16 protein-coding genes are annotated in these 23,024 nt (G+C 60.4%); all 16 read left to right on the top strand.

Features of this window, described 5'->3' with window-relative positions:
* Positions 1-7: 7 nt before the first annotated feature.
* The 16 genes from FH061_RS08325 (at position 8) to FH061_RS08250 (ending at position 22,793) form a co-directional block, all read left to right on the top strand.
* Positions 8-1,048 (top strand): sensor domain-containing diguanylate cyclase, encoded by a 1,041-nt coding sequence (locus tag FH061_RS08325; RefSeq protein WP_151634885.1) that lies wholly within the window; start codon positions 8-10, stop codon positions 1,046-1,048.
* Positions 1,049-1,069: 21 nt separating this feature from the next.
* Complete coding sequence (gene guaA, locus FH061_RS08320; protein ID WP_151634883.1) at positions 1,070-2,650, top strand: glutamine-hydrolyzing GMP synthase; 1,581 nt, start codon at positions 1,070-1,072, stop codon at positions 2,648-2,650.
* Positions 2,651-3,520: 870 nt separating this feature from the next.
* Positions 3,521-5,824, top strand: a complete 2,304-nt coding sequence (locus FH061_RS08315) for a polysaccharide biosynthesis tyrosine autokinase (RefSeq protein WP_192804968.1) — start codon at positions 3,521-3,523, stop codon at positions 5,822-5,824.
* Positions 5,824-7,272, top strand: coding sequence for a lipopolysaccharide biosynthesis protein (locus FH061_RS08310; protein WP_151634879.1), 1,449 nt, complete (start codon positions 5,824-5,826; stop codon positions 7,270-7,272). Before FH061_RS08315 ends, FH061_RS08310 begins: the two co-directional genes overlap by 1 nt.
* Positions 7,269-8,948: an asparagine synthase-related protein gene (locus FH061_RS08305; RefSeq protein WP_192804966.1), complete on the top strand. Its 1,680-nt coding sequence runs from the start codon at positions 7,269-7,271 to the stop codon at positions 8,946-8,948. Before FH061_RS08310 ends, FH061_RS08305 begins: the two co-directional genes overlap by 4 nt.
* On the top strand, positions 8,945-10,327 hold the full coding sequence (locus tag FH061_RS08300) for an O-antigen polymerase (protein WP_151634876.1): 1,383 nt from the start codon (positions 8,945-8,947) through the stop codon (positions 10,325-10,327). The genes FH061_RS08305 and FH061_RS08300 overlap by 4 nt, the downstream gene beginning before the upstream one ends.
* Positions 10,236-11,348, top strand: coding sequence for a glycosyltransferase family 4 protein (locus FH061_RS08295; protein WP_151634874.1), 1,113 nt, complete (start codon positions 10,236-10,238; stop codon positions 11,346-11,348). The genes FH061_RS08300 and FH061_RS08295 overlap by 92 nt, the downstream gene beginning before the upstream one ends.
* The gene (locus tag FH061_RS08290) at positions 11,345-13,099 is read left to right on the top strand and encodes a hypothetical protein (RefSeq protein ID WP_151634873.1); all 1,755 of its coding nucleotides are present in this window, start codon (positions 11,345-11,347) and stop codon (positions 13,097-13,099) included. Before FH061_RS08295 ends, FH061_RS08290 begins: the two co-directional genes overlap by 4 nt.
* Positions 13,100-13,109: 10 nt before the next feature.
* Positions 13,110-14,333 carry a glycosyltransferase family 4 protein gene (locus tag FH061_RS08285; RefSeq protein WP_151634871.1) on the top strand — a complete coding sequence of 408 codons (1,224 nt, stop codon included), beginning with the start codon at positions 13,110-13,112 and terminating at the stop codon, positions 14,331-14,333.
* 17 nt (positions 14,334-14,350) lie between these two features.
* Positions 14,351-15,235 (top strand): NAD-dependent epimerase/dehydratase family protein, encoded by an 885-nt coding sequence (locus FH061_RS08280; protein WP_192804965.1) that lies wholly within the window; start codon positions 14,351-14,353, stop codon positions 15,233-15,235.
* A gap of 684 nt (positions 15,236-15,919) precedes the next feature.
* Positions 15,920-17,941, top strand: coding sequence for a polysaccharide biosynthesis protein (locus FH061_RS08275; RefSeq protein ID WP_225984542.1), 2,022 nt, complete (start codon positions 15,920-15,922; stop codon positions 17,939-17,941).
* Positions 17,938-19,347: a nucleotide sugar dehydrogenase gene (locus FH061_RS08270; RefSeq protein ID WP_225984541.1), complete on the top strand. Its 1,410-nt coding sequence runs from the start codon at positions 17,938-17,940 to the stop codon at positions 19,345-19,347. Before FH061_RS08275 ends, FH061_RS08270 begins: the two co-directional genes overlap by 4 nt.
* 10 nt (positions 19,348-19,357) lie before the next feature.
* Positions 19,358-20,428, top strand: a complete 1,071-nt coding sequence (locus FH061_RS08265; protein ID WP_151634867.1) for a Gfo/Idh/MocA family protein — start codon at positions 19,358-19,360, stop codon at positions 20,426-20,428.
* A 1-nt stretch (position 20,429) separates the two neighbouring features.
* Entirely contained in the window at positions 20,430-21,014 is a 585-nt protein-coding gene (locus FH061_RS08260; protein ID WP_151634865.1) for an acyltransferase, read from the top strand.
* Between the two features lie 64 nt (positions 21,015-21,078).
* Positions 21,079-22,179, top strand: a complete 1,101-nt coding sequence (locus FH061_RS08255) for a DegT/DnrJ/EryC1/StrS family aminotransferase (RefSeq protein ID WP_151635243.1) — start codon at positions 21,079-21,081, stop codon at positions 22,177-22,179.
* 53 nt (positions 22,180-22,232) lie between these two features.
* Positions 22,233-22,793: a sugar transferase gene (locus tag FH061_RS08250; RefSeq protein ID WP_151634863.1), complete on the top strand. Its 561-nt coding sequence runs from the start codon at positions 22,233-22,235 to the stop codon at positions 22,791-22,793.
* Positions 22,794-23,024 lie beyond the last annotated feature (231 nt).

The following is a 23,024-nucleotide window of genomic DNA, read 5'->3' as shown; positions in this document are numbered from 1 at the left end:
GATCCTCATGAGCACAACGGCCGCTCCGCTGCAGTTCGAATCCACGGTCGCCCCGTCGGAGCAGGCCGGGCTGACTTCGTGCAGCGATCCCCAGCTCCTGCGTATCCGCCGCATCGGCAAACAATTGTTCAATGTGGCCGACTGCATTGTCACATTCAACAATGACAATGCGGTCAATCCGGTCATGGACACTTCGTCGGCGGCGATGGACCGCGCGACGGCGTTTTGCCATGACATCGCTCCCTCGGAGGAGCTCGTCGTCGTGCACGACGCCGGCCGGCATGTCTCGCTCAAGGACCATCCTTCAGTGAACGGCGCGCCGCATATCCGTTTTTATGCATCACACCCGATCTACAGGCAGGACGCGACGCTTGTCGGCACCATCAGCTTGATCGATCATGCGCCGCGCACTGGGTTTGCCGAAAGTGATCGCCAGACGCTGGCGGACCTTGCGGGGCTGGTCGAACGGGAGCTGGAAGTGCGCATGCTGAATGCCTCGCAACTGGAGCTTCAGAAAAAGAACAAGAACCTGCGCCGCAAGTCCCTGATCGATCCCTTGCTCGGGACATGGAACAGGGGCGCGATCATGCGCATTCTGACCATCGAGGCGATACGCTGCGACAAGCTCGGTTTGCCGCTTGGCCTGATCGTTGCCGACCTCGACCATTTCAAGAAGATCAACGATACCTACGGTCATCCGGCCGGCGATGAAGTCCTTGTCAAGGTGGCCAGCCGCCTGCGTTCCTGTATCCGTCCGCAGGAAGCGCTGGGCCGCTACGGCGGGGAAGAATTCCTGATCGTCCTGCCGGGCGCCTCGCATGCCACCGCAATGACAGTGGCGGAGCGCATGCGGGCGGCGATCGCTTCCCAGCCGGAAGTGATTAACGGCGTCACGCTGAACCTGACGATCAGTGCGGGCGTCGCCTCGTCGGATTTGTTTCCGGCAGCGACTACCGAAGAACTGATCAGCCGTGCCGATACCGCGCTCTATGTCGCAAAGGACGCTGGACGCAACCGCGTCGTCAACGCTACCCCGGATTCAAACTGATTACTCAAACCAGCACTCTCCATGCATTCTAAAATTCTCATTCTCGATTTCGGCTCCCAGGTCACGCAACTGATTGCGCGTCGCGTTCGCGAGGCAGGCGTGTTCTCCGAGGTTTATCCCTATGATGTCAGCGACGAATTCGTTCGCAGCTATGGCGCTGCCGGCGTCATCCTCTCGGGCGGTCCGAATTCGGTTACCGAGGGCGACACGCCTCGCGCGCCGCAGGCCGTCTTCGACATCGGCGTGCCGGTGCTGGGCATCTGCTACGGCATGCAGACCATGGCCGAACAACTCGGCGGCAAGGTTGAAAACGGCAAGGTACGCGAATTCGGCTACGCGGAAGTCCGCGCACGCGGCCATACCGCTCTGCTGAACGGCATCGCCGATTTCGTCACTTCCGAAGGCCATGGCATGCTGAAAGTCTGGATGAGCCACGGTGACAAGATCATCGATATGCCGCCCGGCTTCAAGCTGATGGCATCCACAGACAATTGCCCGATCGCCGGCATGGCGGATGAGGAACGCAAGCTGTACGCGGTGCAGTTCCATCCTGAAGTGACGCATACGGTGCAGGGGAAGGCAATGCTGAGCCGTTTCGTGCACGAGATCTGCGGATGCAAATCCGACTGGAACATGCCCGACTATATTTCGGAAGCTGTCGAGGCGATTCGCAAGCAGGTCGGTTCAGACGAAGTGATCCTCGGCCTGTCCGGCGGCGTCGACAGCAGCGTGGCCGCCGCGCTGATTCACCGCGCGATCGGCGACCAGCTGACTTGCGTATTCGTCGATCACGGCCTGCTGCGCCTTGATGAAGGCAAAATGGTAATGAACATGTTTGGCAAGAACCTCGGCGTGAAGGTGATTCATGTCGACGCCACCGAACAATTCATGGGACATCTGGCCGGGGTGACCGACCCGGAAGCCAAGCGCAAGATCATCGGCCGCGAATTCGTCGAAGTGTTCCAGGTTGAAGCCGGCAAGCTGAAAAACGCCAAGTGGCTGGCTCAGGGCACCATCTATCCGGACGTTATCGAAAGCGCCGGCAAGGGCAAGAAGACCGCGCATACGATCAAGAGCCACCACAACGTCGGCGGCCTGCCGGAAACGCTGAACCTGAAGCTGCTGGAGCCGCTGCGCGAACTGTTCAAGGATGAGGTGCGCGAGCTTGGCGTGGCGCTTGGCCTGCCGCACGACATGGTGTATCGCCATCCGTTCCCGGGACCGGGTCTCGGCGTGCGCATCCTGGGCGAGGTGAAGATGGAATATGCGGACCTGCTGCGCAGGGCGGATGCCATCTTCATTGAAGAGCTGCGCAACACGAAGGATGAGGAAGGCAAGTCCTGGTATGACAAGACCAGCCAGGCATTCGCCGTATTCCTGCCGGTAAAGTCGGTCGGCGTGATGGGCGACGGGCGCACCTATGAGTATGTGGTGGCGCTGCGTGCGGTGCAGACCCAGGACTTCATGACCGCGCACTGGGCGCATCTGCCGCATGAATTGCTGGGCCGTGTGTCGAACCGCATCATCAATGAAGTACGTGGCTTGAACCGGGTCGTCTACGATATCTCGGGCAAGCCGCCTGCGACTATCGAGTGGGAGTAATACCGGTCCGGAGTCATCCATGCCAAATGAAATCGACGGATTTTTTTGACACGCGAGGCCGAGGTCGCAAGTCAGGAACCATAGCTGGCTATGGATGACTGGTGCAACGCGGGCAGGCGGAAAAAGACGTAGTCTCATCTCATGGTTTGGTTTGGGATTGGTATAAGACCCAGAGTTAAAAACATGTAAGGCCAAAACGGGAGCTTTTTGCTCCCGTTTTTTTTCGCTCTTTTTTCCGTGGCTCCAACGATCGTGCAATTCGATCCGCACAGGGCCGCCGGCGTATGGCGACAGGATGACGGTAAGGTCATTTATAGAATCAGTGATCGTTCGCCGCTCTTCCACGCGCGGTGTGCACATATGAAAGACATCGATCGGATAGTCGCGCACGAGAGCGATGAAATAACTACATCGAAAACGACCTTTGGCTGCGCACTTCTAATGCTGTATTGAATCGATTTTTCATACTTTTCTTTTGGGCGTGCATGGCTACACTTTAGCAGCCTGGGCACAGAGCTATTTTGTGCTGACAGCGCAACTCGATCGCGCATAAGTGAATCGGCCGCGTCATGTCTCGTGGCGTGCGCGTGGTTTCCGGATGACATGCAGCCAGCCCGGAATGCCGATTTGGCGCACGATATAAGCAGGTAGGCAGAGATGCAGGGCGCAGTCATGCGAGGCTGCAGGAGAACGTAACCAGCCGCTTGCACTCGGTGCGAGAAAGCGTCCGTACGTGAAGTACGCGATATGCATGACGCCGTTGCGCAAGGATCAAGTCACGCCGCCATTTTGAAAACAGACCAGGGAACATGGCTGGTTGATCACCATCGCCATGCGAGCAGGATCATCCACCATGCAGACAGAGCGCCAATGAATTATCCGATTCAACAAATTACGCCCCATCTCGCAAGAGAAGATGCCTTTCCCTGGCGCCGTTACTGGCTCCTCCTCCGTAACAACCTGCTACTTGTATTCAGCATTGCCGTGCTTGTGACATCGGCAGGCGTCATTTACGCATTGCTTGCTTCTCCGGTCTACCAGTCCAACATCCTGATTCAGGTCGCTGATCCTTCAGGACTGTCTACCGGATTGCTCGGTGATGGCAGTACCAGCGCAGAGTCGAGAAAACCGGAAGCCACCGCCGAGATCGGTGTGCTCAAGTCGCGCCGTATCGTTGCCGCAGCAGTCGACCGGACGCATTCATATATCGAGGCGAGGCCATCTTACTTTCCATTGATCGGCGCCTGGGTCGCCCGGCGCAATACCGAACTATCGGCCCCGGGTTTGTTCGGTTTCGGTAGCTTTGCCTGGGGCAGGGAACGCATGGAAGTGTCACGCTTTGATGTGCCAAAGGAATTGGAAAATGCCGATTTCGAGTTGATCGCCGAGGGCGAAGGGCGCTATCTGCTCACGCACGAAGGCCGATCCTTCAGAGGGCGGGTCGGCATACTTGAACAGTGGCAGGTCGGCAGTCGCGTGATCGCACTTCAGGTGGATCGGCTGGAGGCGAACGCCGGAGTAGGGTTCATCATGCGACGCTCATCACGGCTGGACGCCATCGAGGACCTGCAGAACAACCTCAAGATCGCGGAAACCGGTAAGCAATCGGGCATCATCTCTGTCACCATTGAAAGCGCGGATCCATGGCTCGCAACGCGGCAGCTCAGGGAGATCGGCGTGGAATACATCAGGCAGAACGAAGAGCGCAAGGCACAGGACGCCGAACGCGCACTGGCCTCGCTCAACCGGCAGCTCCCCCAGCTAAAACAGGAGCTTGCCAGGGCGGAAAGCGAGTACAACGCCGTGCGCCATGCGCTCGGAACCATCGACCTGCAGGAAGAGGCGAAAACCATCTTGCAGCAATCGGTGAGCGCGCAGATACGCATGTCGGAACTGCGTCAGCGCAAAGAAGACCTGCTGGTACGTTTTCAGGAGGATGCGCCGGCAGTCGTTGCCATCACCCAGCAGATGCAGGTCGTTGCGCGCGATCTCGCCGGTGTGGAGGCGCGCATCAAGCGCCTGCCGGCAGTTGAGCAGGACGTCCTGCGGCTGAGCCGGGATGTCAAGGTCAACACCGCGGTCTACTCCGCCGTGCTGACCACCGCTCAGCAACTGCAGCTGATCATGGCGAGCAAGGGCGGATTTGCACGCCTGCTCGACGCGCCCGAAATGCCGGAGCGCCCTGTCAAGCCGAAGCGCATGATGATCATTGGCATGGCAGCGGTGGCCGGTCTGCTGCTGGGTATATTGGGCGCCTGGTTTAGAAAGACGGTGTACCGCCGGCTCGACGACCCTGCCGATATTGTCGAAGAACTCGGCATGCCGGTGAGGGCGTCCATTCCCTACAGCGCCTCGCTGGCCGGATACGGAAAGCCGGTTGTCGAAAAAAGGAAACTCGGTATTGGCAAAGTTCCAAGGACGGCAGCGGGCTTTGCGACCCTGGACGATGTGACGGCGAGCGATCCGACGCTGGAGTGCCTGCGGCGTTTCCGCACGACGCTGCAGTTTGACCTGCAGGGCACGCGGAATAATATCGTGGCCATCACCGGAGCGACACCGGGCGTCGGCAAATCCTTCGTGTCGGCGAACCTGGCGGCGGTGATGGCGGCATGCGGCAAGAAGATCCTGCTGATCGATGCAGACCTGCGCACTGGATACCTGCATCGACGCTTCGGGCTGGAAAGGCTGGGCGGCTTGTGCGAAGCGGTACTCGGTCGTATGCCGCCCGAGCAGGCGATACATCGCGGCGTGATGAACAACCTGGACTTCCTGTCCACCGGTTCATCGTTGACAGGCCCCGCGGAAGTGCTTGCCGACGCCAGGCTGACTTCCGTGCTGCAGCATCTGGCAAACCTCTATGATCTTGTCATCATTGATACCGCGCCAGTACTGTTGGCGGCGGACGCACTCGCTGTAGCGCCCTATGCGGGTGCAACCTTCACGGTGGTGCGCGCAGGCGTGAGTACCGTCGATGAAATCGAAGAAGCAGTCGGGCAGCTCGACGCCGCCGGCGCTTCCATCTCCGGCATCGTGTTCAATGGCCATCGAGATCGTCCCGGTACGTATGGAACCTACAGCAAATACGGCGGAGCGGGCCGTTTCCGATATGGCCGCGCGGCGGAGTATGCACGCGGCGGCAGTGCCGGCGGTGAACTCGTCGCCGAGGGCCGTTGATGCGGGGACGCGAGACCATTGCCGCCGACGTGCCCTCGCGAAGGCAAACTTTCCGTAATGTTTCTGTGCTGGTGAGCGGGACCGTCATGGCGCAGGGCGTCACGATCATTGCCGCTCCCTTGCTCACAAGGATTTATTCGCCCCATGCATTCGGCCTGCTCGGGATCTTCATTGCCTTGCTGATGCTGTTGACGGTCATCATGAGCCTTCGCTACGAGCAAGCGATTCCCTTGCCCGAAGATGATCGCGATGCCGGAGCATTGCTGCTGCTCAGCCTGGGGCTTGCCTTGCTGACGGCAGCTGTGGTCGCCGTGCCGCTGCTTTATTTCGGCGAGGAATTTGCCCGCTTGCTTAATGCGCCGGAACTGGCGTCCTATTTCTACCTGGTACCGCTGGGCGGCTTGCTGGCCGGGGGCTACAACATACTGCAGTCCTGGGCCATACGGACGCGCGAGTTCGGCGCACTGGCCGCCACGAGGCTGAGCCAGTCTCTCACCTGTGCGGCGATCCAGGCCGGCGCTTCCATGCTGGGACCGGGCGCACTGCTCATAGGGCAAACCGCGGGCGGCGGAATGGGACTGGGTTCGCTCGGCTGGCGCACGGTCCGGCCTAGGCTTGGACTGCTGGCAACGATCCGCTGGCGCGACGTGACTGCCGTCGGCCGGCGGTACAAGCACTTTCCCCTGCTTGCATCGTGGGCCGCCTTGTTCAACACCACTGGTTCGCAATTGCCGCCGCTGCTGTTCGCTGCGCTGTTCGATCCGGTTGTCGCCGGTATGTACAGCCTTGCCAACCGCGTGCTGTCCATGCCCATGCTGGTGCTGGGAAAGTCGATTGCCAGCGTGTTTTTGTCTGGTGCTGCGCAGGCATGGCGTGAAGGGCGCTTCGGCGTGCTGGTGGCTGGTGTGCATGGCAGGCTGGCGCAGATCGGCATGCCTCCCGCGTTCACGCTGGCGCTGGTCGGTCCGCAATTGTTCGGGCGGATATTTGGCGACGAATGGCGGGAAGCGGGCGTCATTGCGCAATGGCTGGCGCCCTGGCTTTATCTCGTATTCGTAACGTCGCCCTTATGCGCAGCTTTCGATGTGCTCGGGCGGCAGGCGGCAGGATTGAATTTTCAGCTCGCCTTGCTGGGCATGCGCGCGTCGGCGATTGCTTTCGGCGCATGGAAGGGCGACGCAAGGCTGGCCATCGTTCTGTTCGCGCTCGTCAGCGCATGCTGCTGGAGCGGCCAGTTGCTCTGGATATTGCGGGCCTCCGGCAGTCCGGGACGTGCGATCCGCGCCGCCGGGTCTGCTGCCATCGGCTGGAGTCTGCTGTTGAATTTCCCCCTTGTTTTTGTTCTTGTGCGAAACGATGAGCCATCGGCATGGACGCTGGCGATAGCTGCGGTCGCCGTGATGGCTGCCGTTCGATACGGATTGTTGATCAGGAGCGCATTACGATGAAGGACGTCCTCATTCGTCTGGCTGGAAGGCAGTGGCAGCTTGATACCGCAAGCGGCATGCATTGGCGCGGCGCGGTATTCCATCAGGAGACTCTATACGAGGACGCCATTGAAATGGCAGGGCTTCTCCCGGGGTGCGATGGCGGAATCGGTCCATGGCTTGATTCCTGGCATCAACTGCTGCAGAGCCTCAACGGCTTCCATGCCCTCGTCTGGCAGGGCGAGGATAAGCTGATCGCCGCAGTCGATCATGTGCGCAGTATTCCGCTGTTCTACGCCGAAGCCGATGGCAAGGTTTATCTCGGCGATGACGCGGAATGGGTACGCCAGGCAATCGGGGACCGCGTGATGGACCCCGAAGCCCATGAAGAATTCCGCCTGGCCGGCTACGTCACCGGCAGCGACACCCTGTATCCGAATGTGAAGCAACTCCAGGCCGGTGAATTCCTTCACGTGTCCGCCAAGCCCGGGCCGGGCCAGCAGGTGGAAGCGGCGACGCATCGCTATTACCGGTTCCTGCACCGGCCAACGGCGGACTGCTCGCCCGACACACTGAGCCAGAGAATGAATGGCCATGCCATGGCAGCAATCGACCGTCTGATCCAGTATGCCGGTGGCCGGCAGATCGTGATTCTGCTAAGCGGAGGCTACGACTCCCGTTTCATCGCGTTGATGCTGGCAAGGCGCGGTTACGGCAAGGTGCTGACGTTCACCTATGGCATCAAGGGCAACAAGGAGTCGGGATACAGCCAGCGCGTGGCCCGGGAATTGAGATTGCCCTGGCACTTTGTCGAGTACAGCGAACATGACTGGTGCGCCGCCTGGCATACCGAAGAGCGGCGGCGCTTCCAGCGCTGGGCTTCGGGTTGGACCAGCCTGCCGCACGTTCAGGACTGGATTGCGGTGCGGGCGCTGAAGCAGCGCGGCATCGTGGACGAAGATTGTGTTTTCGTGCCGGGGCACAGCGGGGATTTCGTCGCAGGCAGCCATATTCCCGTCGATGCGTTCTGCAGTCAGCCAGTCAATACCACCTTGCTCGTCAGCCGCATTCTCGAGCGTCATTATGTTGTGAGCGCCTCGACGATGCCTGAGGGGCAGAAGCTGCAGCATTGGCGCGGAAGGGTGCTCGACCGGGCAGAGGTTGACCATATCGCCGGCCATGAACAGTTTGCCGACGCTTTCGAAAAATGGGATTGGCAGGAAAGGCAGGCCAAGTACATCGTCAATTCGGTGCGGGTGTATGAATTCTTCGGATTCGACTGGTGGCTTCCCTTGTGGGACGTTGAGTTCATGGCATTCTGGCAGGATGTTCCGCTGCATCTGCGGCAGGGAAGGCGATGGTATCTGGAGCAGGTGCGAACCGCCTATGCCGCCGCCATACGCAGCGGCGTCGAGGAAGCCCTGAACAATTCAAGCGATATCGGTTCTGTTGGCCGGCTGGCGCGCGCCGTGCTGAAACAGTTGCCAATCGGGGCAAAGCATCATCTCAAGGCATTGAGGCATGCCTTGGTGCCCAGGAAATTCACCAACAGTTACCTGATTTCCCATCTGCCGAGCCAAAAGGTGGTGCGGTTGCAGCGCAGCGGCTATTCGCCGATCGGCATGCTGGTCGACGAATTCCTCGAACTCGAGCCGGCTGCAGACCGCCAGCGTCGTCAAGCGGGAGAAACGCGATGAGCACTCCCGCCATGCGCAGCGGCATCCGCATTGCGGTGCTTGGACTGCATCTGGCCGCGTTTCTGCTGCTGGCTCGGGGTTATGAGGATTCGGTGTCGGTCATTTACGCGTCCGAAGGCTTTTACTTCATGCCGAATGATGACAAGTGGCTACTTGCGCTTGTTACCGCCGCCGTACTGTCAATCATTACGCCGATCCGCTCCGACCGAGCCAGCACCCTGTACTATCACCTGGTCTTGTGCCTCGTGCTGATTCCCATGCTGGTCCTGTTCCATGCCGAGGACCTGCCGGGCAGCTATATCGCGCAGGTGGCCGCCGGCTATGCGCTGTGCATCGCGATGCGACCGATGCTCCGTTTCACACCGCCACGTTGGCTTCGCATGTCGCCGCAAGGACTGCGGCGGACGTTTCTGGTAATGACCTTGTTGTACATCGCGGCGATCGTCCTGATGGGCGGCGTCCGTTATCTCAACTTTGATCTCAGCCGTGTGTATGACCTGCGGGCGGACGCCGCCAGCAATCTGCCTTCCGTCTTCGATTATGTATCGCCGCTGATCGGCAAGGTCGTGGTGCCGACCGCGCTGGTATTGTCCATCATGCACAGGCAGTACATCACGGCGATTGTCTTCGCCTGTTGCTCCGTATTGATTTTCGGATTGACTGCGCACAAGGCGCCGCTGTTTTATCCGCTGCTGGTGCTAGGCGTCTATGCCGCATCTTCCAGAAAGCAGCTTGCGCTTCTGTTCGGTCTCGGGGTGGTCGTGGCTCTGGCACTGTCGCTTGCGGACTTCTGGCTCGCGCGGCATGTCGACGATGAGGCCTTCGGCTGGACCGGCAAGCTTGTGATGCGCAGGGTCTTCTTCCTGCCTGCGCAACTCAACTTCATGTACTACGACTTTTTCTCCAGAAATGAATGGGTCTGGTTTTCCAACAGCAAGCTGACGCTCGGCCTGCTGGACTATCCCTACGACATTTCAACGACCCATCTCATCGGACGGGAATACTTCGACAGCGAAAGCATGGGGGCCAATACCGGCTGGTTCGGCAGCGGCTACATGCAGGCAGGGTTTGCCGGCGTCCTGCTGTATGCCGTGGTCATTGCCGCCGTCTTCCGTTATGTCGACGAATGCGCAAGGCAGTCGGGCGCACAGGCGATGATGACCGCCGCAGTCGTCGTCCCGGTGTTCGCCTTGCTTACCTCATCGGATCTGCTGACCGCATTTTTTACGCATGGCCTGTATCTGAACCTTCTGATACTTGCCTGCCTTGTCAACAAGGAGCCTCTGCATGCATGTCGTACATCTCACCAGCGCCCATCCCCGCTACGATACCCGCGTTTTCGTCAAGCAGTGCCGCAGCCTCGCGGCGCAGGGATATAAGGTGACGCTGGTCGTTGCCGACGGCAAGGGAAGCGAGCAGAGGGAGGGGGTTAACATCGTCGACGTCGGACGGCCCCGGGGCCGGCTCGACCGCATGCTCGACAGTACCCGCCGCGTATTCATGACGGCGCTCGCCCTCGACGCAAGGATCTATCATCTTCATGACCCGGAACTGATTCCTTATGGCCTCCGGCTTAAACGAGGCGGAAAAACCGTGATCTTCGACGCGCATGAGGATCTGCCGAAGCAATTGCTCGGCAAGCCCTATCTTGGCCCTGTGTCCGCACGCGCGCTGTCCGGGGTGCTCGCTGCCTACGAAGCCTTTGCATCGCGCCGCTTCGACGGCGTCGTTGCGGCGACGCCGAGCATCCGCGACAAGTTCCTGGCGCTCAAATGCCGCAGCATCGACGTCAACAATTTTCCGATCGCCGGCGAACTCGGAAGTCCGGCCGGCGACAATGAAAACACCGGGGGCGGCGGCAGGCAGGTCTGCTATGTCGGCGGCCTGACCGAAGTCCGCGGTGCGCGGGAAATGGTGGCGGCCGCGGCCTTGCTCGGTACGGACACGAGTATCGACCTGGTGGGAGCGTTCAACCCACCGTTGCTGGGCGAGGAGCTGCGCCGCCATGCCGGCTGGGCCAGGATCAGGGAGCATGGCTATCTTGACCGGTCCGGTGTCGCACGGGTCATGCAGCAATCGATGGCAGGACTGGTGACCTTGCTCCCGGCACCCAACCACCTCGACTCCCAGCCCAACAAGATGTTCGAATACATGTCGGCCGGCCTGCCGGTGATCGCCTCCGATTTTCCGCTCTGGCGCTCCATCATTGAAGACAATGCCTGCGGCATCTGCGTCGATCCGGCAAAGCCGCAGCAGATCGCCGACGCCATCGATTTCCTCGTAACGAATCCTGCTGTGGCACGGCACTTGGGGGATAACGGCCGTGAACTGGTGCACACCCGCTACAACTGGCGGAACGAGGAAAAGAAGCTGGTCGAATTCTATGCGGAGTTCGCATGACGGGAAAAGCGCTGCATCCGTTTCCTCCGACAGCAATGTTCCGGCGCAGTGCGAGCCTCTTCGCCGCGGTCTGGATCATGGCCGTATTCCTGCTTGCCTTGGCGGTGCCTCAAGTGCTTGCGACGCAACCGACCAAGGCTGGCCCTGGTCACAGACCGGAGAGACTGCAGAAGGTGGAGAGCGCCGGCGAACGCTTCGCCTGCGGCGGACAGGTCGAACAGCAGACCTGGGAATTGTGGGACGGCAGCATTCGCGACTGGGCAAGAAAAAGCGTCAGCGACAGGCTCAGGCGAGAGGGCGACGTCTATGTGCTATACGATGTCCAGACGTACCTCCATAACCTGGTATCCATGGCGAGGCGCTGCAAGCGCATCGACCGACTGATGGAAATTGCATCGGTGGTGCGACCGGCTTACGAGTCGCTTGAGCCCGGCGGCTGGTTTTCGCCGGGAAGGCGCTGGGTGTGCCGGGGCGGCCGCACCTGTAGCGGCCGCCCAGGTCTGCTGGGGCAGGAAGTGCAACTGGTCAGCCTGCAGTTCCTGGGACTGGCATCGTCAATCGCCAATGCGCTTGCGACGACGCAAATACCGGCGAAGAACCCGGCACAAAACTCAGCACAGGGTTCGTCTCAGTTCTCGTTGAATGAGGATGCGCACGCCTTCATCAGAACGACGTCAATTGTCATTGCCGAACACATGCTGCGCTGGGGAGACCGCAAAGCGATCGGCAAGCTGGCGGATGCCGCAGGCGCAAGTCCGGAAGATGTGAACACCAGATCGAGCGACCTCCTGTTCACCGACAAGCCGCTATGGATGATCGGCATCTACGCGGAATGGGCTGGCATTCTGGGAGACCGGGACGAAGGCGTAAAGTGGCATCGCCTTGAAGGACAGGAGCGCGAGGCATTGGCAAAACATGTGCATGTCCTGCTGCGGCTTTTCAATGCCCGTTTGTCGTATCGGACTGCGCGCCAGGCAAATGGGAACGGACACGGCGAGGCAATGCCGATTGCGGAACTCGACCGTGGTTTCTGGCGGCACTATTCCGACCATCTCTATGCCGGATATGAAGGCAGCGAAAAACCGCTGGTCTGTCCGGAAAAGGGTAAATCCTCCCGCAAAGGCAGTGAATCGACGACAGCGCCGCTGCATCGCATCGAAGCCGCCTCGGTGCCCAAGCGGCCGGACGTTGGCTGGGACCTAAGTCATGCGCGCCGCCTGGTTCACGTTCTCGATGCCCTCGAGCGGAACCGTGAAGCCATGTCAGGCATCTTCGAACTTGCGGAGAAGGAACTGCCGCCTGGCGACCTCGACGTGCGATTCGCCAATGCGCTGGTGACGCTGTCCTGGAACGGCGACCGCCAGCAGCCATTGTTCAGCAATTACCTCAATGGTGCCAACGGCTGGTACCGCGTCGGCTATGCCGCCGCCGGCAGCTGCAATGAGGGTACGCCGCCATTCGGACTGAGCGAAGCCTTTGTTACCGGGGGCTATGCGGCATGGAGCGGGCAGCAAGCTGTGATCAGGCAGCTCGGCCGCCGCCTGCACCAGCTTGCCATACTGGGGGAAAAACAGGATGGCGGACAGGACAGTGCACGAGAACGCACCCCCGATCGCCCACGGGATGGTGCGCAGCACAAAGAGCTGATTGCACGTTACTACCCAGCGTTCTCCAGATCGGCGCCGCCGATGGGAAAGGCGCTATCGAAAGTGATGTTCCTGCCGTCGCTGGTCGGCGTGGCAGATGAATGAGGAGACAGGCATGCGTATTCTGATCGTGAATCACTATTCCGGCTCGTCGGTGCTGGGCATGGGCTATCGCCACTTCTACATGGCCAGGGAACTGCAGGCGCTCGGACATGAAGTGCTGATTGTCGCATCCCGCTATTCACACCTGCGCACCAGCCAGCCGGCGCGGTCCGGCGCGGCATGGAGCGAGCACTGCGGCGTGCCTCACCTGTGGCTCGCGGGCTGCGCCTATCCGGGCAATGGAATCCGGCGGCTGGTCAACATGTTCGGTTTCGCCGGCGACCTGTGGCGCAGCGCGGCCACCATCGCGCGGCAGCAACGTCCGGATGTCGTGCTGGCGTCGTCGCCCCATCCGCTCAGCGTGTATGGTGCTTCGCGTATTGCCAGGCTGGCCGGCGCCCGTTTCGTTTTCGAGATACGCGACCTGTGGCCGCTCAGTCTCGTCGAGCTGGGTTCCATATCGCAAAGGCACCCGCTGATCCGGTTGCTCGACCATGCCGAGTCCTATGGCTGCCGTCGCGCGCACAAGGTCGTTTCCCTGCTGCCGTGCGTGCATGATTACATGCGCCAGCGCGGCGTGGATGAAGGACGCTGGATGGTGATTCCCAACGGCGTGGTTCCCGGCGAGTGGAAGACACCCTGGCCAGCGCTGCCGGAAGCGATGCACCGGTTTCTCGGCAGCCTGCGGCTGGGCGGATTTCAGATTGTCGGTTACGCCGGTGCGCTCGGCATACCCAACGAAATTGATACACTGCTCAGTGCGGCGGGCCGCCTGCGAGGGCGAAAAATTGCCTTTGTCCTTGTCGGCAATGGATCTCATAAGAAGTTGCTGCAGCAGCGCGCCACCGGCGAGGACCTGCGGCATGTGCACTTTCTCGATCCGGTCCGCAAGGAGCAGATTCCCGCATTGCTCCAATGGTTCGACGTCGCCTACATCGGCTGGAAGAGGCAGCCCCTGTATCGCTTCGGGATTGCACCCAACAAGCTTATGGACTACATGATGGCGGGCGCACCGGTCCTGCATGCGGTGGAGGCGGGCAATGATGCGGTCGCCGAGGCCGGATGCGGATTGACCGTTGCTCCCGCCGATGCGGATGCCGTCGCATCGGGGCTGCAGCGGCTGCTGGCGCTCAGCGAAGGCGAGCGGCGCGCAATGGGAATGCGCGGCAAGGAATTCGTCATGCGCAACCATAGTTACCCGATGCTGGCGCAGCGCCTGCTGCAGGCTTGCGCATGACGCGGGGAGAGCAGGGCATGGAACGAATCGCCATCATCGGCGCTTCCGGTGAAGTTGGCTTTCGCCTGGTACAGCGCTTATGCAGCCGTTATCAGGTCGTCGCCATCGTACGACGTTCCGGCAAGCGTGACTTCGAAGGACTGGGCCAGATCGACGTGCGGGTCGTGGCCGATATCGACCATATTCCTGCGCTGACAGCCGCGCTTGACGGCTGCGATGCGGTAGTCAACGCCGGATACATCTGGTTCGCGCAATCAATCAATGAGGCGATGGAGCGTTGCGCGACACCGCCGCGCCATGTCATTTTCACCGGTTCGACCGGCATATTCACGCGCCTGCCTTCGGAGAGCGCGGAGCGCAAGCGATTGGCCGAGGCCTACATCCGCCAGCATCTATCGTGCCGCTGGACCATCATCCGGCCGACCATGATCTACGGGCACAAGGACGATCGAAATATTTCCCGCCTGGTCCGCGCAGTGGACCGCCTGCGCATCTTTCCGCTGATCGGCAATGGAGAAAGTCTGATTCAACCGGTGTTTATTCATGATCTTGTCAAGGCCTACGAGATGGCGCTGCTCAATGAGCGCTGCTATGACAGGAGTTACAACGTCGCGGGAGGGCGGCCATATTCCAATCGCGATCTGATACGGTGTGCCGCAAACAGTCTCGGCAAAAAGACATTTTTCATCCCGGTGCCCGCGCCGCTGGTCGGCTTTGCGGTGCGTTTGCTGGGAAGTTTGCGGCTGAGCCCCATCTCCTCGGAGCAGGTGCTGCGTTTTCAGGAAAACAAGGATATCGATCTGCATCCATTCATTGATGAATTCAAGTATGTGCCGCGCGATTTCGAGCACGGCATTGGTGAGCTGGTGCATGACATGAGGCGGCATGGCTTGCTTCGGTAAGAGAGGGTCTTTCAACTTGCAGCGCAGCGCGGCGCGTCGTTGATCGCCCCAGCCGCACGGCGATGCGCCTTCCCCCTTCAGCGCAGATCCGTCTTCGTGTTGACGAGCGCTCATTCCCACCGGGATTGGCTGGCAAGGCAGCATGTTGCGTAACCTGGAATAGGTAGTGGCCCTGTTATGGCAGCGGTTGTCTGTTCATCAAGCCGCTCGACGCATGTCCTTAAGATGGCCTCAAGATTTTTCTGACCATCGCTTGCATGCGTGTGCGTGACACGCCGTTTAGCGCATGCATGCCGTTCTTGATATCGCCTTAATCGAAACTCTTAAAGCAAGTACGAAATTAACCGGCATACAAATCGAAATTTAATAATTTTTAATTTTGAATTAACCAACTAGACTGCACTAGAGCGTTTTCACCCTGCCGGCCTAGTCAAGGCCGAGGCAGACTGCCGCTGGAACAAGACGTGACGACGCCACATGGCCAAGCCATGGCAAGGAGTCACAACGCGGTGCCGGCAGCAATCTGTCCGGGATCGGCAGGCAGGTCAGGGTGAAAACGTTCTAGGCCGGTCGAGCTGCGAACAGAGCAATCAAAGCACGGCGTTAGGCCGGGATATATCTCCTTCCTTAACACGGCGTTCTTCCGCAGTCCGTCCGCAGTCCGATTAACGAACTGGAGAGCATATGAACAATGTCCTGCCGTCGTTTGATCTTTTGCGCAGAGAGCTGCTGTCCCTGCGTCGTTCGTTCAAGATCATGCTGATGCTGGGCGTGGACATGCTTGCATTGCCGTGCTGCTTCCAGCTGGCGATGCTGCTGCGTGTCGGGCCGAGCGATTTCCTGTCCGACGGCTGGGCCACGTCTGCCGTCATCGCCGTAACATCCATGCTGGCCTTTCGTGCTGCCGGGCTTTATGACGCAGTCATCCGTTTTATCGACTTGCGCCTGCTGGGCGGTACCGCCGTCGGCCTGGGCATTGTCGTACTGCTGTCCTATGCCGCCGCAGCCTATTTTTCCTATTACGGCATTCCGCACACCGCGCTGGTGATCTACTGGTTCATCGCCCTGTCCTATGTCGCCTTGTCGCGCGTGAGCGCGCGCCTCCTGCTGTGCGACGGCGGCGCGCTGCGGCGCGAGGATGCCTGCTGCACCGTCGCGATCTATGGCGCAGGAACCGCCGGCGCGAAGCTGGCCCTGGCAATGCGCGGCAGCGGCAAGTACCGGCCGCTATGCTTTTTCGACGACATGCCAGGACTTGACCGGCGCAATGTCGCAGGATTGACCGTGTTTCACTCCAGTCGGGTCGCCGAAGTCGTCGAGCAGCGCCGAGTCGACATGGTAGTCATTGCCATTCCTTCAGCCACATCGGATCAGCGGCGGGACATCCTGTACCGCACACGCCAGTGCAATGCGCCCGTCAAGACCTTGTGCAGCATGCTGGAACTGGCCGACGCTGGTATCACGACCCATTCCATTCGCGATGTCAAGATCGAGGATCTGCTGGGCCGCCCGGCGATACGTCCGCATCCCGAACTGTTTGCGAAATGCGTGCGCGGACAGAATGTTCTTGTCACCGGTGCCGGCGGTTCCATCGGCAGCGAACTCTGCCGGCAGATCATGAGCGTCGGTCCACGCACCCTGCACATGCTTGACCACAGCGAATATGCGCTGTACGCGATCGAACAGGAGCTGATCGGGCGTTCTGCCGGCAAGCAGATCCACTGCCATCTCGGCACTGTTTGCGATGCGGACGTGGTGGCTCGCATCCTGCGCGACAATGCAATCGACACCATCTATCATGCCGCCGCCTACAAGCATGTGCCGCTGGTGGAAAGCAACATCGCCGAGGGCGTGCGCAACAACGTACTTGGCGCAAAGGTGGTGGCTGACGCGGCTGCCCGATACCAGGTCAAGACCTGTGTGCTGGTATCCACCGACAAGGCGGTGCGGCCAACCAGCATCATGGGGGCCAGCAAGCGCATCGCGGAACTGATTTTCCAGGCGGCGGCGATGCAGGCGGAAAGCCATACCACGTTCTGCATGGTTCGTTTCGGCAATGTGCTGGGCTCTTCGGGCTCGGTGATTCCCCTGTTCAAGAAACAGATCGCCCAGGGTGGGCCCATTACGATTACCCATCCCGACGTGGTCCGCTATTTCATGTCGATTCCCGAAGCGGCGCAGCTGGTGATGCAGGCCGGCGCGATGGCGACCGGCGGCGATGTGTTCGTCATGGACATGGGCGAGCAGGTCAGGATCGCCGACCTGGCACGCACCCTGATCGCCATGTGCGGACTTGCCGAAAAGACGGCTTCCAATCCCGATGGCGACATCGAGGTCCGTTTTGTCGGCCTGCGTCCCGGCGAGAAGCTGTATGAGGAACTGTTCGCCGGAAACGATGCGGTGCCCAGCCGCCATCCGCGCATCATGACTACCTCCGAGTATGTGATCGAGCCGGAAGAACTGCGCCAGCAGCTGGCGTACCTGCTGCTCGCCTGCAGCAACAATGACCGCAACATGATCTTGTTCCTGGTGCAAAAGCTGGTGCGCGGTTATACGCCGCACAGCCTGCCGGGACATGCCAAGGATAAAACAGCGGACGCGGAAGGTATTGCCCCATGCGGCAACACCTCCGAGCTGTCTGCCATCCCGCTGGCCATGGCAACTCGCCAGGCCGCTTTATACAACCCGAGAAAGGTTATCAAATGAAGGATGAAACGCTGCAGCTTGAAACCATGTTGCCGGAACACTTTGACGAAACTGTTGAAATTCGGCCCGCACTCAACCTTGCGGCGCTCCCTGAAGCCGGAACGCTACAGCGTCTGCTGCAGAAGATAGAAAGCCGCACGGCGGTCATCGGCATTGTCGGCTTGGGTTACGTCGGACTGCCGCTGATGCTGCGCTATACCTACGCCGGCTTCAAAGTAATCGGCTTCGATATCGACCACGACAAGGTCGGCAAGCTCAACCGCGGAGAAAGCTATATCGAGCATATCGAGGCGCGTTCCGTCGGCGAGGCTGTTGCGCGCGGTTTTCAGGCGACCAGCAATTTCTCGCGCGCCGCCGAAGCCGACGCCCTGATCATCTGCGTGCCGACGCCGCTCAACGGCTACCGCGAGCCGGACCTGAGTTTTATTCTCGGTACCGCCGATGTGCTGATGCCTGCCATGCGGCCGGGACAGGTGCTGTCGCTGGAAAGCACGACATATCCCGGCACGACGGAGGAAGAGCTCCGGCCGAGACTTGAGGAAAGGGGATTCGACATTGGAAACGATGTGTTTCTCGTGTTTTCGCCGGAGCGCGAGGATCCGGGCAATGCGCAGTTCAAGACACGCTCCATCCCCAAAATTGTCGGAGGCTCGACGCCGGCCTGCCGCCAGGCGGGTCTCGCGCTGTACGGGGCGGCGGTCGATCGCGTGGTTCCCGTCAGTTCGACCCGTGCGGCGGAGCTGACCAAGCTGTTGGAAAACATTCATCGTGCCGTCAATATCGGGCTGGTCAACGAAATGAAGATCATCGCCGATCGCATGGGTATCGACATTTATGAAGTCATTCATGCCGCGGCGACCAAGCCGTTCGGGTTTACGCCATACTTCCCCGGACCCGGGCTCGGCGGCCACTGCATTCCCATCGATCCCTTCTACCTGACGTGGAAGGCGCGCCAGTATGGCCTGCATACCCGCTTCATCGAGCTGGCCGGCGAGATCAATGACGACATGCCGAGCTGGGTGATCGGCAAGGTCGTTGATACGCTGAACGACAGGGGCCGCGCGCTCAAGGGCAGCCGCATCATGGTGCTCGGCATCACGTACAAGAAGAATGTCGACGACATGCGCGAGTCGCCGTCGGTGCGCCTGATGGAAATGCTGCGCGACAAGGGCGCGGTGGTGTGCTATTCCGATCCGCATGTGCCGGTCTTTCCCAAGATGCGGGAGCATCGCTTCGATCTGCAAAGCACGCCGCTGACGGAAGAAAACATTGCCCAGCAGGATCTGGTGCTGCTGGCGACCAACCATGATGATTTCGATTACGACTTCATCGGTCAGCATGCAAAGGTCATCGTCGATACCCGCGGCGTGTATTCCGGCACGGTGGACAACGTCGTCAAATCCTGAGGAGTGGGTCATGGACAATTTCCCATCCTCCGCTTCGATACGCAGCCGCGACAAAGTAAGATTTGCGCTGGTCGGCTGTGGACGCATTGCGAGAAATCATTTCAGCGCCTTGCAGCAGCATGCGGACCGGTGCGAGCTGGTTGGCGTCTGCGACACGGATGGCCGGGCGCTCGAAGAGGCCGTGGATCTGACACATGCCAAGCCCTATCGCGGTCTGTCCAGTCTGCTTGCCGACTGCGCCGCCGACGCGGTGATACTCACCACGCCTTCCGGGCTGCATCCGAGCCAGACCATCGCCGCGGCGGCGGCAGGCCGCCATGTCGTTACCGAGAAGCCGATGGCGACACGCTGGGAAGATGGCAAGCGCATGGTCGCCGCTTGCGATGAGGCCCGCGTCAGGCTATTCGTCGTCAAGCAGAATCGCCGCAACGCGACGCTGCAGCTGCTGAAGAAGGCGCTGGACGACGGGCGTTTCGGCCGGGTGCACATGGTCAGCGTGAATGTGTTCTGGACACGGCCTCAGGAATACTACGACAGCGCCAAATGGCGCGGCACCTGGGAGTATGACGGCGGCGCCTTCATGAACCAGGCCAGCCACTATATCGACCTGCTGGAATGGCTGGTCGGGCCGATTGAAAGCCTGCACGCTTATACCGCCACGCAGGCACGCAATATCGAAGTGGAGGACAGCGGCGTGATGTGCCTGCGCTGGCGCAACGGCGCGCTCGGCTCGGTTAACGTGACCATGCTGACCTATCCCAGGAACATGGAGGGCAGCATCACCGTACTCGGCGACAAGGGTACGGTACGGATCGGGGGCGTCGCCCTGAACCAGGTGCTGCACTGGGAATTTGCGGAACCGATCGAAGCCGACGAACAGGTCAAGGCCGCCAGTTACGAAACCGGATCCGTCTACGGTTTCGGGCATGCCCAGTATTACGACAACGTGATCAGCACCCTGCGCGGCGAAGCCGAGGCGCATACCGATGGAAGGGAAGGGCTGAAGACGCTGGAGGTACTGATCGCCACCTATCTGTCGGCACGCGACGGCCGGCGTGTCGCGCTGCCGCTGGAGTACTGACATGGCAGCCAAGATTCATGACAGTGCAATTGTGGATGCCGGCGCCGTGCTGGGGGAGGGCACGCGCGTCTGGCACTTCAGCCATGTCAGCGCCGGGGCACGCATCGGACGGGGCTGCTCGCTAGGGCAAAACGTTTTCGTTGCCGACGATGTCGAGATCGGCGACAACGTCAAGATCCAGAACAATGTCTCGGTATATGACGCGGTGAGGATAGAGGATGACGTGTTCTGCGGCCCGAGCATGGTGTTCACCAATGTCTATAACCCGCGCTCCGCCGTCAGCCGCAAGCATGAGTACCGCCGCACGCTGATCCGGCGCGGCGCAACGCTGGGCGCCAATACCACCGTCGTCTGCGGCAGCACCATCGGCGCCTATGCCTTCGTTGCCGCCGGCGCCGTCGTCAATCGTGATGTGCCCGACTTTGCGCTGGTCGCCGGCGTACCCGCCCGGCAGATTGGCTGGATGAGCCGGCATGGCGAACGACTCGATCTGCCGCTCAAGGGCAGCGGTGAAACCATCTGTCCCCGCACCGGGGATCGTTATGTCCTGAAGGAGGATATCTGTGTCCTATCCGCTCCACGCTGAGTATTCACCCGCATCGATCACACCTCCGTTCGCAGCCGAAGCCGAAGCTTCTGCCGCGACCGCCGTGGAGTTCATCGATCTCAAGAGCCAATACCGGGAGATGCGCGGCGACATCGCGGCCCGTATCCAGAAAGTGCTCGACCATGGTCATTACATCATGGGCCCGGAAGTCGAAGAGCTGGAGCAGCGGCTTGCCGCCTTCACCGGCGCGCGGCACTGCATTTCGGTCTCCTCCGGCACAGATGCCCTGCTGATCGCGCTGATGGCCATCGGCGTGCGTCCGGGAGACGAAGTCATCACCACGCCTTTCTCCTTCGTAGCGACGGCGGAGGTTATTGTCATGCTGGGCGCGATACCGGTGTTTGCCGACATCGAACCCGATACCTGCCTGATCAGCGCATCCCGCATCGAGGACTGCATTACGCCGAGAACGCGCGCCATCATCCCGGTGTCGCTTTACGGCCAGGCGGCGAACATGGACGAAATCAATGCGATCGCACGGCGTTACGGCCTGACCGTGATTGAAGACGCGGCGCAGAGCCTGGGTGCGACTTACAAGGGCCGCCGCAGCGGCAACCTGTCGACCATCGGATGCACCAGTTTCTTTCCGAGCAAGCCGCTGGGCTGTTACGGCGACGGAGGAGCCGTCTTCACCAGCGATCCGGACCTCGCCAAGGCAATGCGCGAGATACGCATTCATGGCCAATCGCAGCGCTATGTGCACACCCGTGTCGGTGTCGGCGGGCGCATGGATACCTTGCAGTGCGCAATCCTGCTGGCCAAGTTCGATTACTTCGACTGGGAAATCGAGCAGCGCATCCGCATCGGCGAACGTTACAACAGCCTGTTCAAGGACAAGGTGCGGACGGTAACGCAGCGACAGGATCGCACCGGCGTATTTGGCCAGTACACCATCATTGTCGAGAACCGGCCGGTGGTCCAGGAGGTACTGAGGCAGCAAGGCATACCGACGGCGATTCATTACCCGGTGCCGATTCCGATGCAGGTCGCCTATGCGAGCTTCAACACCACCCCGCGTTTTCCGGTGGCCGAATCGATGTCCGAACGCGTGCTTAGCCTGCCGATGGGGCCATACCTGCCCGAAGCGGATCTGCAGCGCGTGGTCGACGCCGTAGGCAAGGCCGTCGAGCAAGCCAAGAATTGATGCCGCTTCCGGTTACGCATGGTTCAGGTAAAACCCACACCAGTCATCTGCTCATGAAACGCTTGGTCGATCTCCTGCTTGCAATATTGTTAATGCTTGCGTTGCTGGCTCCATTTCTTGCGCTGGTCGTTCTGGTGTGGCTGTCGTCGGGAGGGCCGGTGTTTTACTGGTCCGACCGGATCGGCGCCGGCAATGATGTGTTCCGCATGCCGAAGTTCCGCACCATGCGTGCCGATACGCCGGTGCTCGCCACTCATCTGCTGGATGATCCGGCGCTTTATCTGACGCCGCTCGGTGGTTTCCTTCGCCGCAGCAGCCTGGATGAACTGCCTCAGTTATGGAGCATCCTCAAAGGGGACATGAGTTTCGTCGGGCCGCGCCCGGCTCTCTACAACCAGACCGACCTCATCACCCTGCGCACCCGGCATGGCGTGCATGATCTGAAGCCGGGACTCACCGGCTGGGCGCAGGTCAATGGCCGCGACGAACTGAGCATTGCTGAAAAGGTCAGGCTGGATGTCGAATACCTGCAAAAACGTTCGCTTGCCTTCGACCTGAAAATCCTGCTGCTGACCGCACTCAAGGTCTTGCGGCGGGAAGGCGTGTCGCACTGAACGTGGATGCCGGCGCGCATTTGCGCACTGCGGCTCCCACTGCGATTCCTTTTCCGCCGCTACCGGCCGCTGATGATGGGTGGCCGGTACCCTTCGCGTTCCTGCGGGTAGACCGGGGAGGCGCGATACGATCGGCACCATCCGGATATTTCTCCCGCCTATTTCCGGTATATGCGCATGATGCTGGGCGATTTCGCCGTTAAATGCGAAAATAGCGTCCTGATCCGCGAA

The organism is Noviherbaspirillum aerium, from assembly GCF_008929045.1.
Classification (GTDB): Bacteria; Pseudomonadota; Gammaproteobacteria; order Burkholderiales; family Burkholderiaceae_D; genus Noviherbaspirillum; species Noviherbaspirillum aerium.
Note: the sequence above shows the minus strand (reverse complement) of the source record. Positions and strands in the feature narration are given on the sequence as shown.

Coding starts and splice junctions, on each gene's coding strand:
- FH061_RS08270 (WP_225984541.1), top strand. CDS start 17,938: ATGAAGGATGAAACGCTGCAGCTTGAAACCATGTTGCCGGAACACTTT.
- FH061_RS08290 (WP_151634873.1), top strand. CDS start 11,345: ATGACGGGAAAAGCGCTGCATCCGTTTCCTCCGACAGCAATGTTCCGG.
- FH061_RS08315 (WP_192804968.1), top strand. CDS start 3,521: ATGAATTATCCGATTCAACAAATTACGCCCCATCTCGCAAGAGAAGAT.
- FH061_RS08305 (WP_192804966.1), top strand. CDS start 7,269: ATGAAGGACGTCCTCATTCGTCTGGCTGGAAGGCAGTGGCAGCTTGAT.
- FH061_RS08295 (WP_151634874.1), top strand. CDS start 10,236: ATGCATGTCGTACATCTCACCAGCGCCCATCCCCGCTACGATACCCGC.
- FH061_RS08310 (WP_151634879.1), top strand. CDS start 5,824: ATGCGGGGACGCGAGACCATTGCCGCCGACGTGCCCTCGCGAAGGCAA.
- FH061_RS08260 (WP_151634865.1), top strand. CDS start 20,430: ATGGCAGCCAAGATTCATGACAGTGCAATTGTGGATGCCGGCGCCGTG.
- FH061_RS08265 (WP_151634867.1), top strand. CDS start 19,358: ATGGACAATTTCCCATCCTCCGCTTCGATACGCAGCCGCGACAAAGTA.
- FH061_RS08275 (WP_225984542.1), top strand. CDS start 15,920: ATGAACAATGTCCTGCCGTCGTTTGATCTTTTGCGCAGAGAGCTGCTG.
- FH061_RS08325 (WP_151634885.1), top strand. CDS start 8: ATGAGCACAACGGCCGCTCCGCTGCAGTTCGAATCCACGGTCGCCCCG.
- FH061_RS08300 (WP_151634876.1), top strand. CDS start 8,945: ATGAGCACTCCCGCCATGCGCAGCGGCATCCGCATTGCGGTGCTTGGA.
- FH061_RS08280 (WP_192804965.1), top strand. CDS start 14,351: ATGGAACGAATCGCCATCATCGGCGCTTCCGGTGAAGTTGGCTTTCGC.
- FH061_RS08285 (WP_151634871.1), top strand. CDS start 13,110: ATGCGTATTCTGATCGTGAATCACTATTCCGGCTCGTCGGTGCTGGGC.
- guaA (WP_151634883.1), top strand. CDS start 1,070: ATGCATTCTAAAATTCTCATTCTCGATTTCGGCTCCCAGGTCACGCAA.
- FH061_RS08250 (WP_151634863.1), top strand. CDS start 22,233: ATGAAACGCTTGGTCGATCTCCTGCTTGCAATATTGTTAATGCTTGCG.